16 protein-coding genes are annotated in these 16,944 nt (G+C 46.0%); 15 read left to right on the top strand and 1 reads right to left on the bottom strand.

Annotation, left to right across the window (positions count from 1 at the left end; all coding sequences use genetic code 11):
* Positions 1-73 precede the first annotated feature (73 nt).
* The 6 genes from ychF (at position 74) to trpS (ending at position 5,660) form a co-directional block, all read left to right on the top strand.
* Positions 74-1,174 (top strand): redox-regulated ATPase YchF, encoded by a 1,101-nt coding sequence (gene ychF, locus ACTNCK_RS07685; protein WP_441081921.1) that lies wholly within the window; start codon positions 74-76, stop codon positions 1,172-1,174.
* 21 nt (positions 1,175-1,195) lie between these two features.
* Positions 1,196-1,651: a transcriptional regulator NrdR gene (gene nrdR, locus ACTNCK_RS07680; protein WP_441081920.1), complete on the top strand. Its 456-nt coding sequence runs from the start codon at positions 1,196-1,198 to the stop codon at positions 1,649-1,651.
* A gap of 75 nt (positions 1,652-1,726) precedes the next feature.
* Positions 1,727-2,284, top strand: coding sequence for an elongation factor P (gene efp, locus ACTNCK_RS07675; protein WP_441081919.1), 558 nt, complete (start codon positions 1,727-1,729; stop codon positions 2,282-2,284).
* A 15-nt stretch (positions 2,285-2,299) separates the two neighbouring features.
* On the top strand, positions 2,300-2,503 hold the full coding sequence (locus ACTNCK_RS07670) for a hypothetical protein (RefSeq protein WP_441081918.1): 204 nt from the start codon (positions 2,300-2,302) through the stop codon (positions 2,501-2,503).
* 52 nt (positions 2,504-2,555) lie between these two features.
* On the top strand, positions 2,556-4,538 hold the full coding sequence (gene pulA, locus ACTNCK_RS07665) for a type I pullulanase (RefSeq protein ID WP_441081917.1): 1,983 nt from the start codon (positions 2,556-2,558) through the stop codon (positions 4,536-4,538).
* A gap of 15 nt (positions 4,539-4,553) precedes the next feature.
* Positions 4,554-5,660, top strand: coding sequence for a tryptophan--tRNA ligase (trpS, locus tag ACTNCK_RS07660; RefSeq protein WP_441081916.1), 1,107 nt, complete (start codon positions 4,554-4,556; stop codon positions 5,658-5,660).
* Between the two features lie 29 nt (positions 5,661-5,689).
* Here the strand turns inward: trpS and ACTNCK_RS07655 are convergent, their stop codons facing one another.
* On the bottom strand, positions 5,690-7,540 hold the full coding sequence (locus ACTNCK_RS07655) for a Na/Pi cotransporter family protein (protein WP_441081915.1): 1,851 nt from the start codon (positions 7,538-7,540) through the stop codon (positions 5,690-5,692).
* A 170-nt stretch (positions 7,541-7,710) separates the two neighbouring features.
* Here ACTNCK_RS07655 and ACTNCK_RS07650 point away from each other — a divergent pair, with 170 nt between their 5' ends.
* From ACTNCK_RS07650 to ACTNCK_RS07610, 9 genes are all read left to right on the top strand, one after another.
* Positions 7,711-8,097 (top strand): thioesterase family protein, encoded by a 387-nt coding sequence (locus tag ACTNCK_RS07650; protein WP_441081914.1) that lies wholly within the window; start codon positions 7,711-7,713, stop codon positions 8,095-8,097.
* Positions 8,094-9,446: a nitrilase-related carbon-nitrogen hydrolase gene (locus ACTNCK_RS07645; RefSeq protein ID WP_441081913.1), complete on the top strand. Its 1,353-nt coding sequence runs from the start codon at positions 8,094-8,096 to the stop codon at positions 9,444-9,446. Before ACTNCK_RS07650 ends, ACTNCK_RS07645 begins: the two co-directional genes overlap by 4 nt.
* 201 nt (positions 9,447-9,647) lie before the next feature.
* Positions 9,648-9,920, top strand: coding sequence for a co-chaperone GroES (locus ACTNCK_RS07640; RefSeq protein ID WP_441081912.1), 273 nt, complete (start codon positions 9,648-9,650; stop codon positions 9,918-9,920).
* A 25-nt stretch (positions 9,921-9,945) separates the two neighbouring features.
* Positions 9,946-11,562 carry a chaperonin GroEL gene (gene groL, locus ACTNCK_RS07635; protein ID WP_441081911.1) on the top strand — a complete coding sequence of 539 codons (1,617 nt, stop codon included), beginning with the start codon at positions 9,946-9,948 and terminating at the stop codon, positions 11,560-11,562.
* 144 nt (positions 11,563-11,706) lie between these two features.
* Entirely contained in the window at positions 11,707-11,958 is a 252-nt protein-coding gene (locus tag ACTNCK_RS07630; protein ID WP_441081910.1) for a hypothetical protein, read from the top strand.
* A 20-nt stretch (positions 11,959-11,978) separates the two neighbouring features.
* On the top strand, positions 11,979-12,650 hold the full coding sequence (locus tag ACTNCK_RS07625) for a hydrolase (RefSeq protein WP_441081909.1): 672 nt from the start codon (positions 11,979-11,981) through the stop codon (positions 12,648-12,650).
* A gap of 16 nt (positions 12,651-12,666) precedes the next feature.
* Entirely contained in the window at positions 12,667-14,124 is a 1,458-nt protein-coding gene (locus ACTNCK_RS07620; protein ID WP_441081908.1) for a nicotinate phosphoribosyltransferase, read from the top strand.
* Positions 14,125-14,147: 23 nt separating this feature from the next.
* Positions 14,148-15,248: an HD-GYP domain-containing protein gene (locus tag ACTNCK_RS07615; RefSeq protein ID WP_441081907.1), complete on the top strand. Its 1,101-nt coding sequence runs from the start codon at positions 14,148-14,150 to the stop codon at positions 15,246-15,248.
* A gap of 20 nt (positions 15,249-15,268) precedes the next feature.
* Positions 15,269-16,870, top strand: coding sequence for a peptide chain release factor 3 (locus ACTNCK_RS07610; RefSeq protein WP_441081906.1), 1,602 nt, complete (start codon positions 15,269-15,271; stop codon positions 16,868-16,870).
* The last annotated feature ends 74 nt before the right edge of the window (positions 16,871-16,944 follow it).

The raw sequence follows: 16,944 nt of genomic DNA, 5'->3' as shown, positions 1-16,944 counted from the left end.
GATATTAGAAAGATGAATGGCACATCGCGCAAAGCCCGTAAATATAAGGATTTTTAAGGAGATATAAGAAGAAATGAAACTAGGAATCGTCGGACTTCCCAATGTCGGGAAAAGTACTCTTTTCAACTCGCTGACCAAGGCCGGCGCACTCGCAGCTAATTATCCATTTGCTACGATCGACCCGAATGTAGGAGTCGTAAATGTCCCGGATGAGCGTATTGAAAGGCTTACCGAGATGAACCACAGCAAGAAGAAAATCCCGGCTGTGATAGAATTCGTAGATATTGCCGGACTCGTAAAGGGAGCCAGCAAGGGTGAGGGACTGGGAAATCAGTTTCTTGCCAATATAAGGGAATGCGACGCCATAATCCATGTTGTGAGATGCTTTGATGATTCAAATATAGTCCATGTAGATGGTAATATAGATCCTAAAAGGGATATAGAGACTATTAACCTGGAGCTGCTGTTTTCGGATATGGAGGTCTTAGACCGCCGCTATGCCAAGATAAAGAAGCAGTCAGCAATGGATAAGAGCCTGCGTCCTGAGGTCGCTCTTATCGAGAGACTTAAGCCTTTCCTTGAGGAAGGAAGGATGGCCAAGGCATTTGCCTGTGATAATGAGGATGAGGAGGCCCTGCTTAAGGGCTATAATCTGCTGACCGCAAAGCCTGTGATCTATGCGGCCAATGTCGCAGAGGATGATCTGTCAGACGACGGGGCATCGAATCAGTATGTAGGGGCTGTAAGGGAGTCAGCAAAGGAGGACGGATCGGAGGTATTCGTAGTAAGTGCCGAGATAGAGCAGGAGATCTCTGAGCTTGATGATCCGGAGGAGAAAAAGGAGTTTCTTGCAGACCTGGGACTTAAGGAATCAGGACTTGATAAGCTTATAAAGGCCTCATATTCACTTTTAGGCCTCATATCCTTCCTTACTACAGGAGAGGATGAGACCAGGGCCTGGACCATCACTAAGGGGACCAAGGCTCCTCAGGCAGCAGGCAAGATCCATTCAGACTTCGAGAGAGGATTTATCTGTGCAGAGACGGTATCCTATGATGATCTGATGAGCTGCGGATCCATGCAGCAGGCAAGAGAAAAGGGACTTATCCGTACAGAAGGGAAAGAGTATGTGGTACAAGATGGCGATGTGATCCTGTTCAGATTCAATGTCTGATACTATGAAAGGAAAGACGAAATGAAATGTCCGTACTGCGGCTCTGACAATACCAGAGTCATTGATTCAAGACCGGCTGATGACAATACATCCATAAGGCGCCGGAGACACTGTGACGACTGTAATAAGCGTTTCACGACATATGAGAAGGTGGAGACCATTCCTCTTATAGTGATAAAGAGGGACATGGGGCGCGAACAGTATGACAGGAGAAAGATCGAGAAGGGTATACTTGTAGCTTGTCATAAGAGACCTGTTTCTGCAATGGAGATAACTAAGATAGTAAACGAGGTCGAGAAGGATATCTTTGCAAGAGAAGAACACGAGATTCCTAGCTCAGTGATCGGGGAGATAGTCATGGACAAGCTTGTGAATGTAGATCCTGTGGCCTATGTCAGGTTCGCTTCAGTCTACAGACAGTTCAAGGATGTGAACTCATTTATGGACGAGCTGAAGAAAATGATGAAAGAGAAATAACAAGCGCTTGCATTTAGAGGTGCAATCGTGTAAAATATTTTAGTAAATTTTGAAAAGAATCAAGGAGGTTCAGATATGGTAACAGCCGGCGATTTCAAAAACGGCATCACGATCGAGTATGATAACGGAGTTTATCAGATACTCGAGTTCCAGCATGTTAAGCCAGGAAAGGGCGCAGCATTCGTCCGCACCAAGCTTAAGGATATTAAGAACGGAGGAGTAGTAGAGACCACTTTCCGTCCGACAGAGAAATTTCCGCAGGCACATATCGATAGAAGAGATATGCAGTATCTGTATAATGATGGCGATCTTTACTATTTCATGGATACTGAGTCATATGATCAGATCTCTCTTCCTAAGGAGGAGATCGGAGATTCTTTAAAGTTCGTAAAAGAAAACGAAATGGTAAAGATCTGCTCACATAATGGAGATGTATTCGCAGTTGAGCCTCCTCTTTTTGTTGAGCTTGAGGTTACTGATACTGAGCCAGGCCTTAAGGGCAATACTGCAACCGGAGCTACAAAGCCGGCTACATTAGAGACAGGCGCTGAGATCCAGGTTCCTCTTTTTGTAAATACAGGGGATAAGCTTCAGATCGATACCCGTACAGGAGAGTATCTGAAGAGAGTCTGATGGGAGATCGATTAGATGCAGTATGATGATATTCCTCTGAAGAAGCTTCTGTCTGACAGACAGGTTTTTGGAGTATTTGATGAGGAATTCCGTAACGGTGGATGGCTTGATGTGACAGCACTGATGGATTCAGAGAGCTGTTTTTCGGACCTGTACCGTGATGATACAGTTCCGGCTAAGGTCCTTGACCGGATAAAGCAGAGACTGACAGAATTATAAGAGTATTTATGGGACGCCCATGCGTCCCTGTTTTTTTATAAAGGAAGTTTAGATGAGTCGAACACCACTTGAGTGGAAGGAATTCTATACAAGCAGTTCCTTCTCTTCAAAATATGATTATTCCGGCCGGCTCGGAGCCTGGGTAGATGAGGAGGGAACTCATTTCGCCCTCTGGAGTCCAATGGCCCAGGAAGTGCATTTGAGGCTGTTTGAGCATGGCTCTAAGGAGGAGGACGGTACAGAGGATGATTGCCCTTCATCCGATTACAATATGATCTATGGAAAGAACGGAGTCTTTTCCATAAACAGCAAGAAGAATCTATCAGGAAAATACTATGATTATCTGATAAAGCATGAAGACGGAACAGTAGTCACTGTCGATCCTTATGCTGTCTCCTGCGGAGTAAATGGGCAGAGGGGCCAGATACTTGACCTTTCTACAACGGATCCTGACGGCTGGACAGAGGACAGACCTCCGGCTAAGACTCCTGAGACAGTGATCTGCGAGACCCATGTAAAGGACTTCTCCTGGGATAAGTCAGGAGGCTTCCCTGAGGAGCAGAGAGGAAGGTTCCTTGCCTTTACAAGCCAGCATACATCTCTTGGAGATAAGCCGACAGGACTTACATATCTTAAGGAGCTTGGAGTTACACACATTCAGCTTCTGCCAATCTATGACTATGCCAGTGTTGATGAGGCGGCTGCCTTTGCCAACCATCTGAAGGGAAGCGAAAATGGTGAGCCGTACAACTGGGGCTATGATCCGAGAAACTATTTTTCTCCGGAGGGAGGCTTATCAAGCGATCCTTACAGGGGCGAGGTAAGGGTAAGAGAGCTCAAGGAAGCCGTGATGGCCCTTCACAAGGCCGGATTCAGAGTCATAATGGATGTCGTTTTCAACCATACCTATGGTATTGATACACCTCTGCAGAGGACGGCTCCATGGTACCATTACAGGCTTAAGGATGACGGAAGCCTCTCCGAGGGATCCTTCTGCGGCAACGATGTGGCCACAGAGATGCCTATGACTCATAAGTTCATTACAGACTGTGTCACCTACTGGGCCAGGGAGTATCATCTGGATGGCTTCCGCTTCGATATAATGAGCCTTCTCGACACAGGCCTTATGAACGATATCAAGAGAAATCTCGACGAGGAATTCGGCAAGGATGAAAAGATAGTCTATGGCGAGGCCTGGAATATGAAGACATATCCGTCAGGCGATGTCGTGATGTCTGATAAGGATCATTTCACAAGGCTTGATACCTCGATAGGATATTTCAACGATAATCTTCGCGATGCCATAACAGGCAAGGCATTCGAGCCTGATGATCCTGGCTTTGTCGAGGGTACCAGGGACCATCAGGCCCTAAAGAAGGGAATCATGTCATGTCTGGGTGGAGACGGTATAATCTCGAATCCTTCTCAGAGCATAACCTTCGTATCCTGTCATGACAATCTGACCCTGTGGGATAAGCTCTCACGGGTAAATGGCCTTCATCCGGTCGGAGATTCCGAAGAAAAGAGACTTTCTGAGAACAGGCTTGCAGCTGCCATATATCTTATGACACCAGGCCGTCCGTTCTTCTTCCTCGGTGAGGAGGGAGCAAGGACCAAGAATGGCGATGAGAATTCCTATAATGCCGCTATAGAGGAAAATGCCATACACTGGGATCAGCTATATGCTCACAAGGATCTGATAGATTACTATAAGGGGCTTATAGCTCTAAGGAAAAGACTTCCTATCCTTTGCAGAAAGGACAGTGGTGTAAAGGATGATTTCATGATCTGGGCAGGAGATGAGGATGGCCTTCCTGAGGGACTTGTCTTCGTACAGGCAAAGGATTCGTCGGGACATCTGCTCTTTGTATACAACGGATCTGAATACAACAGAAAGCTCTCTCTTCCTGCGGGGAAATGGAAGCTTCTTGCCGATACGGATTGCTCCAGCTACTGGCAGGATGAGACTCCTCATATAGAGAGTGAAAGGATAGTATCTAAGCCTATGTCAGCCCTGATACTTAAGAAGGTTTGATTGGAGGATTTGGTTTTGGAAAAGAAAGAAAATATCATCTTAACAGGCGACAGGCCTACTGGAAAGCTCCATCTCGGACATTTCACAGGCTCACTGAGAAGAAGAGTGGAGCTTCAGAACAGCGGCAGGTTTGACGGGATAAATATCCTTATAGCCGATGACCAGGCTCTTACAGACAATGCTAAGAACCCTCAGAAGATAAGAGACAATATGATAGAGGTCGCTCTTGACTATCTCTCAGTCGGTATAGATCCTGATATATCGACCATCTGTGTCCAGTCACAGATTCCGGCTCTCCATGCAATGACATTCTATTTCATGAACATGGTGACCACAGAGAGATTATCAAGGAACCCTACCATAAAGAATGAGATCACCTTAAGAGGCTTCGACAAGCCGGGCAGTGAGGGAATACCTGCCGGATTCTTCACCTATCCTGTATCACAGACAGCGGATATCACGGCCTTCAAGGCAAACTGTGTGCCGGTAGGAGAGGATCAGGAACCGATGATAGAGCAGGCCAGGGAGATAGTCAGGAGATTCAATATGACCTATGGCGAGGTATTAGTCGAGCCGGAGATCATGCTTCCTGACAACAGGGCTGCCATGAGGCTTCCGGGAATAGATGGAAAGGCAAAGATGAGCAAGTCACTGGGCAATGCCATCTATCTCGCTGATGATAAAGAGACTCTTGAGAAAAAGGTAAAGAGCATGTACACTGATCCAAAGCATCTGAGAAAGGATGATCCTGGACATCTTGAGGGCAACTGCGTATTCACCTATCTTGATGCCTTCGCGACAGACGATGATTTCATGGACTTCTGGCCGGACTATCAGAATCTCGATGAGCTTAAGGACCACTATACGAGAGGCGGTCTGGGCGATATGGACTGCAAGAAGTTTCTTATAAAGGTACTAAACAGGGTGCTTGATCCCATAAGAGAAAGAAGACATGAATGGGAGAAGAGGATACCTGATGTCTACGATATCCTTAAGGAGGGTACACAAAAGGCGGTCTCGATCACTAATGATACACTGCATCAGATGCAGGAGAAAATGAGGATCAATTACTTCGATGATGATTCTATAATAAATGACTGGGAGAGCTTTATAGCAAGATAAAGAAAAGCCGCGGCTAAGCCGCGGCTTTTTTATTTATTCTTCTTTTTCTTTTTCTTATCCTTCTTTTCAGCTTTCTTTTGATCAGTAGTCTTCTTTGGCTGAGGCACATATTCAGGGAGCTCGTATTTGGCCTGATATCCGTCCTCTATAAGCCTGAAGCTTTCATTTCTCGCTTCTCTTTCCCTCTGTGAGAATTCGTGCACATCAAATGTATTGTCAGAGGCGGAGATAATGTAGGCTGCTATATTGGAGCAGTGATCAGCGACTCTTTCTAAGTCGGTAGTGATATCCGAGAGGAAGATTCCCTGCTCGACAGTACATTCTCCCGACTGGAGACGCTTCACATGATGCTCCTTTATCTCCATGTCTATAGAATCTATAGTATCCTCGAGCGGATCGATACGCTTTGCCATCTCTATATCATCGCCAGCAAGCGCACCTCTTGTGATACCAAGTATCTCCTCGACGGCATCTGTAAAGATATGAAGCTCCTTTATGGCTCCCTCGGAGAATACAGTATTGTCCTCGTTCATGATCTGAACTGACTGCATGATATTAAGGGCATGGTCGCTTATCCTCTCGAAGTCATTAGTCGAATGGAGCAGGGAGGCTAAGGTATGTCCGTCTGTATCTGAAAGTGAACCGGAGGCGACCCTGGACAGATAGGTGTTCAGATGATCCTCATATTCATCAACCAGCTTCTCGAGACGCTCGACCTCAAGGGCCTTCTTCTCGTCGTAGTCATAGATCAGATCTATGGCATATTTCATAGCATCGTTGCTGTGGTTCATCATCTCGATAAGAACTGTCTTCGACTGGCTAAGGGCAAAGGCAGGCGAGGAAAGGAAACGATCATCAAGTATAGTAAAGGTATGCATCGTCTCGGCTTCCTTCTTCTCCGCTTCTGTGATAGGGAAGACTTTCTTTACAATCTTTACTAAGATCTCACAGAATGGAAGCATAAGCATGACCGCGGCAATATTGAATACTGAATGGAAGACGGCTATAGTCACAGGTGAGGCCAGCTTTGTCATGAAATCAAAATGAATTAGCGCATTTAGTATATAGAAGATGGTCATGAAGGTCGTGGTCTTTATAATACAGTAGAACATCTGCATCCATGCTGCGCGCTTGGCATTCCTTCCTGCACCGACAGATGAGATGATTCCTGTGATGGCAGATCCTATATTCTCACCCATTATAATAGGAATGGCTGTCGCAAAGGTGACGGTTCCTGATGTGGAAAGAGCCTGAAGGATACCGATCGAGGCTGATGATGACTGAAGGATAGCTGTCATGCCCAGTCCTACGAGAAGTCCCAGGAATGGATTAGAGAACATTGTAAGGACGCTTGTAAAGGCCTTGTCCTCTGCGAGAGGAGAAACCGCGCTTGACATTGAGCTCATTCCTATAAGAAGGATCGCGAATGAAAGAAGGATGGCTCCTACATTTTTCTTCTTTTCCTTTTTGGAGCCCATTACCATTATAAGTCCTATAAGACCGATAACAGGTGCGAAGTTTTCGGGCTTGAAGAGCTGGAGCAGGAGCATATCGCTCTTGATGCCCGAAAGCGACAGGAGCCAGGCTGTGATTGTGGTTCCTATATTTGCTCCAAGGATCACTCCGACAGACTGCTCAAGGCTCATGATGCCTGAATTTACGAATCCGACACACATCACGATAGTAGCACCGGAGGACTGGATCACTGCGGTCACCAGAGCTCCAAGGAGAGCTGCCTTCCATTTGTTGTTGGTCAGGCTTTCTAAGATCTTCTCAAGCTTCCCGCCCGAGACCTTCTTTAGCGATACGCCCAGGTAATCGATTCCATAAAGGAAAAGCACAAGACCGCCGATCAGTTTAAGTAAGATAATGATGTTCATGTTTCCTCTCTTTACATAGATTTCACACAAAAATTACATTAAGAGTTTATATTATTTGGGAATTGCTTGCAACTGTTTTATATTGATTTTACATAAAGTTAACATAAGTGCCCCTTCTTGCATAGCCCCTGATTTTTTATTATTATAGTAGCAGATGAAAGGAGATATACATGATAAAAGAAGGAATCACAGGTCAGGCAGAGGCCCTTGTAACTGATGAAAATACTGCTGCATGTGTCGGGAGCGGGACGCTTCCTGTCTTTGCGACGCCGGCTATGGTTTCACTGGTCGAAAAGGCAGCATGGACCTCTGTTGCGCCGGAGCTTTCAAATGGAGAGTCTACTGTAGGGACGGCTATGACACTTTCTCATGTTAGTGCCACACCGCTTGGTATGAAGGTGACTGCAAAGACAAGGCTTACTGCAATCGATCGGAGGAAGCTTACCTTTTCCTGGGAGGCCTATGACGAGACAGGTCTTATAGGAGAGGGGACTCACGAGAGATTTATAGTAAATGACCAGAAATTCATAGAGAAAGCAGAGGGTAAGAAGAAATGAAGATAGCCATTGCTCAGATGGAGATGGATATTGATAAAAGGGTAAATGAGGATGTGGCCATAAGGTTAGCCGGACAGGCTGCAAGGGCAGGAGCGGATCTGCTTCTTTATCCTGAGCTTACCCTGACTCCTTTTTTTCCCAGGTATCCGGCTAAGATGCTTCTTGGTATGGGGATTTCTCCTGAGGCCTTTTCTGTCGGGACAGACGATCCTGTGATCGGGAGATTTGCCGGGGCTGCCGGAGATAATAATATCTATCTCTGCCCTAATTTCTATGTAAAGGAAGAGGATGGCAGGCTTTTTGACAGATCCTATCTGTTTACAAAGACAGGCAGACTTCAGGGCAGCTGCGATATGCATCATATCTTTACTGCAGAGAATTTCTATGAGGGCGACTACTATCATCCGGCAAGGGAGCCATACAGGGTTTTCCCTACGCCATTTGGCAATATAGGGATAGTTATCTGCTTTGACAGGCATATTCCTGAGAGCATAAGAGCATGTGCCTTAGCCGGTGCATCTCTTATCCTGATACCGGCAGCAAATCTTTCAGATGAGCCTCTTTCTGTTTTCAGGTCAGAGATCATAGCAGAGGCATATCAGAACAATGTCTTTATAGCCATGGCGAACAGGACCGGGGATGAGGACGGCCTGGTATTTGCCGGAGACAGTATTATAGTAGGGCCTGATGGAAATGTGATAAAGGAGGCCGGACCTGGCGAGGAGCTTCTGCTATGTGATATAGATACAGGAGAGGCAAACCGGTCGAGAAGACAGAGACCTTATATAGCTTATTGTGTCCCGGACAGCGGAGTCTATGATTATTTGTCCGAGGAAGGTGACGAGGTCAGGACCCGTCCTGCTATCGAGGATGTATATATGGCTATGGCCGACTTTGATGCCGGAGATCCGAAGAGGCTTACGCATTTTACAAAGGTCTATTATTACGCCCATATGATGGCTGTAAAGGAGCATCTGCCACTAAGGCTAAGAGAGATAACAGAGATAGCTGCAATAGTCCATGATATAGGAATCCATAAGGCAGAGCAAAGCTTTCATACGACAGCCGGATCTGTCCAGGAAAAGCTGGGAGCGCCACTTGCCGCAAAGCTACTTAGCGATATGGGGTTTGAGAGTGAGCTTGTGAACAGGGTCTCATATCTTGTAGGACATCATCATACATATAATAATATAGACGGGATTGATTACCAGATCCTTGTTGAGGCTGATTTCCTCGTAAATATGTATGAGGATGACACAGATCAGAGGACAAGGGAGAATGTTTTCGAGAAGATATTCAGGACCGAAACCGGAAAGCGGCTGTTCAGACAGCTGTGGCCTTTGGAATAGGTTTATTTTTACAAGTTTAAGAAAAACGGAGTATACAAGAGTATACTTCTGATCTTCAGAGGAAAATCGAGAATAATATGCGATTTTTCGATTTGATAACATACAGACAAAAAACTATTATATAGACAGTTGGTTAGCACTCCTCCAAAATGAGTGCTAACAGATTAAGAAAAATATCATCGAACAAGGAGGTATTTCATCATGAAACTTAATCCGTTATCAGACCGGGTAGTTTTGAAGCAGTTAGAGGCTGAGGAGAAGACCAAGTCAGGCATCATCCTTGCAGACAGTGCCAAGGAGAAGCCGCAGGAGGCCGAGGTTATCGCAGTAGGCCCTGGAACCAAGGACGTTACCATGCAGGTCAAGGCCGGACAGAAGGTTGTCTACAGCAAGTATGCCGGGACAAATGTCAAGCTTGATGATGAAGAGTATATTATTGTAAAGCAGGATGACATCCTTGCTATTGTTGAGTGATCTAACGAAAGGAAGTATTTAAGTCATGGCAAAAGATATTAAATTCGGCGCTGACGCAAGACAGGCGCTTCAGGCTGGTGTTGACAAGCTTGCTGATACAGTTCGTGTGACCCTTGGACCTAAGGGAAGAAACGTAGTCCTTGATAAGAGCTACGGAGCTCCTACTATCACGAACGATGGTGTTACTATCGCAAAGGACATAGAGCTCGAGGATGAGTTCGAGAACATGGGCGCCCAGCTTGTAAAGGAGGTCGCTACAAAGACCAATGATGTCGCCGGTGATGGCACTACTACAGCTACAGTACTTGCTCAGGCAATGATCAAGGAAGGCATGAAGAACCTTGCAGCAGGTGCCAATCCTATCGTTCTCCGTAAGGGAATGAAGAAGGCCTGTGACTGCGCTGTTGAATCTCTTAAGAAGATGTCTGACAAGGTATCAGGCAAGGAGCAGATCGCAAAGGTTGCAGCTATCTCAGCTGGAAACGAGGAGGTAGGACAGCTCGTTGCTGATGCAATGGAGAAGGTTTCAAACGATGGCGTAATCACTATCGAGGAATCAAAGACCATGCAGACAGAGCTTGACCTCGTTGAAGGAATGCAGTTCGACAAGGGGTATATTTCCTCATACATGGTTACAGATACAGAGAAGATGGAAGCTACTCTTGATGATCCATATATCCTTATCACAGACAAGAAGATCTCGAATATCCAGGATATCCTTCCTCTTCTCGAGCAGATCGTACAGAACGGCGCAAAGCTTCTGATCATTGCAGAGGATGTAGAGGGTGAGGCTCTTACGACCCTTATCCTTAACAAGCTTCGTGGAACCTTCAATGTAGTAGCAGTAAAGGCTCCTGGATATGGCGACAGAAGAAAGGAAATGCTTCAGGATATAGCTATCCTTACAGGCGGCCAGGTCATCACCTCTGATGTAGGCCTCGAGCTTAAGGACGCTACTATCGAACAGCTCGGTCGTGCAAAGAGCGCCAAGATCACCAAGGAGAACACAACTATCGTTGATGGCTGTGGCGACAAGCAGGCCATCGATGCCCGTGTAGCACAGATCAAGCAGCAGATAGAGGAGACTACATCTGACTTTGATAAGGAAAAGCTTCAGGAGCGTCTCGCAAAGCTCGCTGGTGGAGTAGCTGTCATCCGTGTCGGCGCTGCTTCTGAGACAGAGATGAAGGAAGCCAAGTACAGGATGGAAGACGCTGTAAACGCTACAAGAGCAGCAGTCGAAGAAGGAATCATTGCAGGAGGCGGAAGCGCTTATATCCATGCTGAGAAGGATGTCGAGAATCTTGCTGAGAGCCTCAGCGGTGATGAGAAGACAGGAGCAAATGTCGTATTAAAGGCGCTTGATGCACCTCTCTTCTATATAGCTGACAATGCTGGACTTGAGGGCTCAGTCATCATCAACAATGTCAAGAACTCAAAGGACGGCGAGGGCTTTGATGCTTACAATGAGAAGTATGTAAAGATGGTCGAGAACGGAATCATCGATCCTGTAAAGGTTACACGTACTGCTCTTGAGCAGGCATGCTCAGTTGCAAGCACACTCCTTACAACAGAGTCTGCAGTTGCTGATATTAAAGAACCGGCTCCGGCTCAGCCAGGACCTCAGCAGCCAATGATGTAATAGGCTGATCTATCGCGGCGCCCCTCCCTGTGCAGACAGGGAAGGGGTGCTTTTTTTATTCTTTTTCTTTATTTTTACCCTTCTTTGATGTAAAATATATGCTATTGAAACATATGGCTCCTTTTTAATGTTTGGAGAATATAAATGGAAGATTCGATCAGAATGACAGTATCTTCGGTCTGCACAGACATGTCAGGACGCAATAAATATGCCTATGTGACATTTTCTGACAAGGACCGTTATGCAGAGGGAGTGATACCTGACTGCAGGATCACAAAAAACCGCGGTTTCAGCGATGAGGAGCTTGCAGCCCTTAAGTTCTATATGAAATCGAATCTCGATCAGCTAAAGAAAATTGCGGCCCAGATAAATGTATTTGAGGCCCTGAAGAAATAATATTTATAAAAGGTGGGAAAATGGCAGAAGAAAAGAAAAGACCTGTGATAGAGACCAGGCTCAGGCACAATATAGTATCCGTTCCGGAGGAGGCAAGGAAGGCATCGGGAATAGTAATCTTTGGCAGAAGGATAAAGACACTGGTATTTACGACGGATCTGGCTATAATCAGGAACTGCAATGCTGACGCTGTCTTTGCAGTATATCCCTTTACTCCTCAGACGGCTATAGGAGATGCAGTGATCAAGTATTCATATATACCTGTCTTCGCCGGAGTCGGAGGCGGAACGACTCACGGAATAAGGACCATAGGACTTGCAAAGGACATGGAATCAAGCGGAGCCATGGGGATAGTGCTTAATTCCCCTGTAAAGAATGTAAACCTTCTTGCTGTCTCAAAGGCTGTTGATATACCTGTAGTGATCACTGTTACAAGCATAAATACAGATATAAAGGCAAGGCTTGAGGCCGGGGCGTCTATCCTTAATGTGGCCTGTGCTGCAGACACGCCCGAGGTTGTAGCAAGGATCCGCAGTGATTTCCCTGACGTGCCTATAATAGCAAGCGGAGGGAATACTCCAGAGAATATCAAAAAGACAGTAGACGCCGGAGCAAACGCCATAACTTATACGCCGCCGGGGACAGCAGTGCTCTTTAACTCCATGATGGACAAATACAGGGAGCAGAGCTGATATAAGAGGATTTGTTATGAATATATATGACAGACGTAATATTTCCATGATGATGGATCTCTACGAGCTTACAATGGCTAATGGATATTTCCTTTCGGAAAATCAGGACACGAGGGTTGCCTTTGATGTGTTTTTTCGGAGAAATCCTGATGGAGGGGGCTTCTCCATCTTTGCCGGCCTTGAGCAGATAGCAGAGTATCTGCTGGGAATGCATTTCGAGAAGGAGGATATAGAATATCTGAGGAGCCTTGGACAGTTTGATCCGTCCTTTCTTGACTATCTTTCAGATTTTTGCTTCAGCGGAGATCTCTATGCCTTTCCTGAGGGGACCATCATGTATCCGGGAGAGCCTGTGATTACTGTTGTAGCTCCGCTTGTAGAGGCACAGCTTGTCGAAACTGAGATCCTGGCCCAGGTCAATCATCAGAGCCTTATAGCGACAAAGGCACAGAGGATAGTGCGTTCAGCCAGGGGCAGGGATGTCTCTGATTTCGGAGCCAGAAGAGCCCATAATAATGACGCTGCGATCTATGGAGCAAGAGCAGCTTTTATCGGAGGAGTAAAGGGGACGGCCACAGTTTCTGCCGGAGAGTATTTCGGTGTTCCGGTGGGCGGGACAATGGCCCACAGCTTCATCATGTTCTATCAGGATGAGTTTACAGCCTTCAGGAAGTTTGCTTCTATCTATCCTGATAACTGTATCCTGCTTGTTGATACCTATGATGTTCTAAAGCAGGGAGTTCCTGACGCAATAAGGGTTTTTGCAGAAATGAGGGATAAGGGAATAAAAAGCAGAAATTACGGTATCAGGATTGATTCCGGAGATCTGGCATATCTTACCCGCAGATCAAGAGAGATGCTTGATCAGGCTGGCTTTACCGATGCTAAGATAGTGATAAGCAACAGTCTTGATGAATATACGATCAAGTCGATCCTTGACCAGGGCGGAGCAGTGGATTCGTTCGGCGTAGGAGAAAGACTTATAACAAGCCGGTCAGAGCCTGTCTTCGGGGCGGTATTCAAGCTCTGCGCAGTAGATGAGAATGGAAGCTTTGCACCCAGGATCAAGATTTCTGACTCTGTTGAGAAGATTACCAATCCTGGGCTCAAGGACGTCTACCGTATCTATGACAGGCAGGGGCACGCAATTGCAGATCTTATTACAGAATCAGGCGAGGATGTCGATCTTACCAAGCCTTACAGGTTTGTCGATCCTCTTGAGCCGTGGAAGGTCAGGGAATTTAGTGACTGCAGCGGCAAGCTTCTCCAGAAGCCTGTTATAAAGGGAGGAGAGCTTGTACAAAAGCTTCCTTCGGTCAGGAATATACAAAAGCTTGTAAGAGACCAGCTCGATGGCGAGATATGGCCTGAGGAGCAGAGATTCGAGAACCCGCACAGACATTATGTGGATATGAGCCCGAGGTATTATGAAATGAAAATGGATCTTCTTGCCAATGGAGGAAGATCAAAGTAAAAGTAAACAGGGAGTGGATGTTTATGGGCAGGAGAAGATTTGTAAGCACAAGGACTGTTCACCCTGGAGACAAGATCGATCAGACTATCATTGACCGTACGGGAAGGGCAATGATAAAGAAAGGAGCCTATCTTGATGATATCCAGATAGAATATCTCCAGCAGAGGGGGATAATGGGTATCTATATCTATGAGGGCGTCCCTGATGAGATAGAAGAGCAGATCAATATTCCAGAGGCCACAAAGAAGGTCATCGAAAAATATCATAAGGATGATCCGGCAAAGGTAAGCATATCAAATGATGTAAAGCAAAGAGTCGGGCAGGGCGTTGCATATCTGTTCAACGACAATAAGAGCAAGGATTTCACAAGGACCACGAATAGTATTGCCGATGATCTTTCAAGATGTATCTTATCAAACAGCTCGATCGCTATAGATGTGCGCACTATAAAGACAAATGATGAGTATACATTCAGACATTCTGTCGATGTGGCTACCATCTCCGCCATAATCGGACAGAAATACGGGCTTGACCGCAAACAGCTCCATGAGCTTCTTGTGGCAGGGCTCTTACATGATATGGGAAAGTCAGAGATCCCGAACGAGATCCTTAACAAGCCGGCCAGGCTTACCGATCAGGAGTTTGAGATAATGAAGTCGCATTCTCTTCTTGGATACAATATCTTAAAGGAAAAGCATGAATTCTCTCCTGATGTCCTATTAGGAGTGCTGCAGCATCATGAAAAGATATCCGGGAAGGGCTATCCTATGGGAGTACACGGGGATAAGATAGGCCTTTATCCAAAGATAATCGCTGTGGCGGATATCTATGATGCACTTGTGACAAAGCGGCCATACAAGGAACCGTTCAGTCAGCGTGAGGCAATGGAGATGATACTTGCCATGGGAGATGATCTGGATTTCAAAGCCTTGGAATGCTTCTCCAAAAGCGTGATACTCTATCCGGTGGACAGTGTGGTAAAGCTTTCAAACGGTCTTCTGGCCAAGGTCGTGGCAAATAATCCGGATTATCCTATGCGTCCAAAGGTCGTAGAGATAGAGACAGGAAGGGTACTTGACCTTGCCAATGATTTCCAATATAATAATATAGTTTTGGAATCATAGACTATTTACTGGAGGATCAAGTGGGAACATATAAGGATGAGATCACAAAGAGACGGACATTTGCAATAATCTCTCACCCTGATGCAGGAAAAACAACGCTTACAGAGAAATTTCTCCTGTATGGCGGACAGATAAATGAGGCTGGATCTGTAAAGGGAAAGGCGACAGCCAGACATGCAGTTTCAGACTGGATGGAAATAGAAAAGCAGCGTGGTATCTCTGTTACAAGCTCTGTGCTGCAGTTTGAATATCAGGGTATGTGTATCAATATCCTTGATACACCTGGACATCAGGACTTCTCAGAGGATACATACCGAACACTGATGGCAGCTGATTCAGCTGTCATGGTTATCGACGGTGCGAAGGGGGTCGAGCCTCAGACACGCAAACTGTTCAAAGTATGCGTGATGCGTCATATACCTATTTTTACATTTATAAATAAAATGGACCGTGATGCCATGGATACATTTGAGCTCATGGATGATATTGAAAATGAGCTTGGCATTGCGACCTGTCCTATAAACTGGCCTATTGGAAGCGGTAAGGAATTCAAGGGTGTCTATGACAGGAATACCAGAAAGGTCCTTACCTTTTCAGATACCATGAAAGGGACTAAGGAGGGAGAGGAGAAGGACTATCCGATCGATGATGAGAAGCTTGTAGCTGCGATCGGTGAGGACAGACGGGATGCCCTTATGGATGAGATGGAGCTTCTCGACGGAGCCGGGGCAGCCTTTGATCAGGAAAAGGTGAGTCGGGGAGAGCTTACTCCGGTCTTCTTCGGATCGGCTCTTACCAATTTTGGAGTTGAGACCTTCCTTTCGCATTTCCTTCAGATGACGACCCCACCGCTTCCTAGAAAGAGCGATCACGGTATCATAGATCCCTACAGCCCTGAGTTTTCTGCCTTTGTATTCAAGATTCAGGCAAATATGAACAAGGCTCACCGTGACAGGATAGCCTTCATGAGGATCTGCTCCGGGAAATTTACAGCAGGTATGACTGCCTTCCATGTCCAGGAGGGCAAGGACGTCCGTCTGTCGCAGCCCCAGCAGATGATGGCTTCATCAAGAAAGATGATAGAGGAGGCCTATGCCGGAGATATAATCGGTATCTTTGATCCGGGTATATATTCTATAGGTGATACCATTACGACCTCTAAGGACCATTTCAGATTTGATGGTATACCGACCTTTGCACCGGAGCATTTCTGCCGTGTCCGTCAGGTGGATACGATGAAGCGGAAGCAGTTTACAAAGGGCATAATGCAGATAGCCCAGGAGGGAGCCATCCAGATATTCCAGGAGTACGATAGCGGAATGGAGGAGATAATAGTCGGAGTAGTGGGAATGCTGCAGTTCGATGTGCTGAAGTTCCGTCTGGAGAATGAATACAAGGTAGATATCATTATGGAGAATCTCCCATATGAGTATGTCCGCTGGGTCGAGAACAAGGATTACGATATGGATTCTATAAACGGAACCTCCGATATGAAGAAGGTCAAGGACTTAAAGGGCAGACCTTTGCTTCTGTTCGTAAATGAATGGAGCATTGGCATGGTCGAGGAGAGAAACAAGGGACTTGAACTGGCCGAGTTTGGAGCGGAGGATATCGAATACTGATCTGTTAATATCTGTTTACAAAGATAAACAGGCCATGAATTTTATTAAATGATCATTAAAACCGCGGCGGATCG

It is taken from the genome of Candidatus Weimeria sp. HCP3S3_B5, from assembly GCF_052064335.1.
GTDB lineage: Bacteria > Bacillota > Clostridia > Lachnospirales > Lachnospiraceae > Weimeria.
The sequence above is the reverse complement of the archived record's forward strand: the minus strand, read 5'-3'. Positions and strand labels throughout refer to the sequence as shown.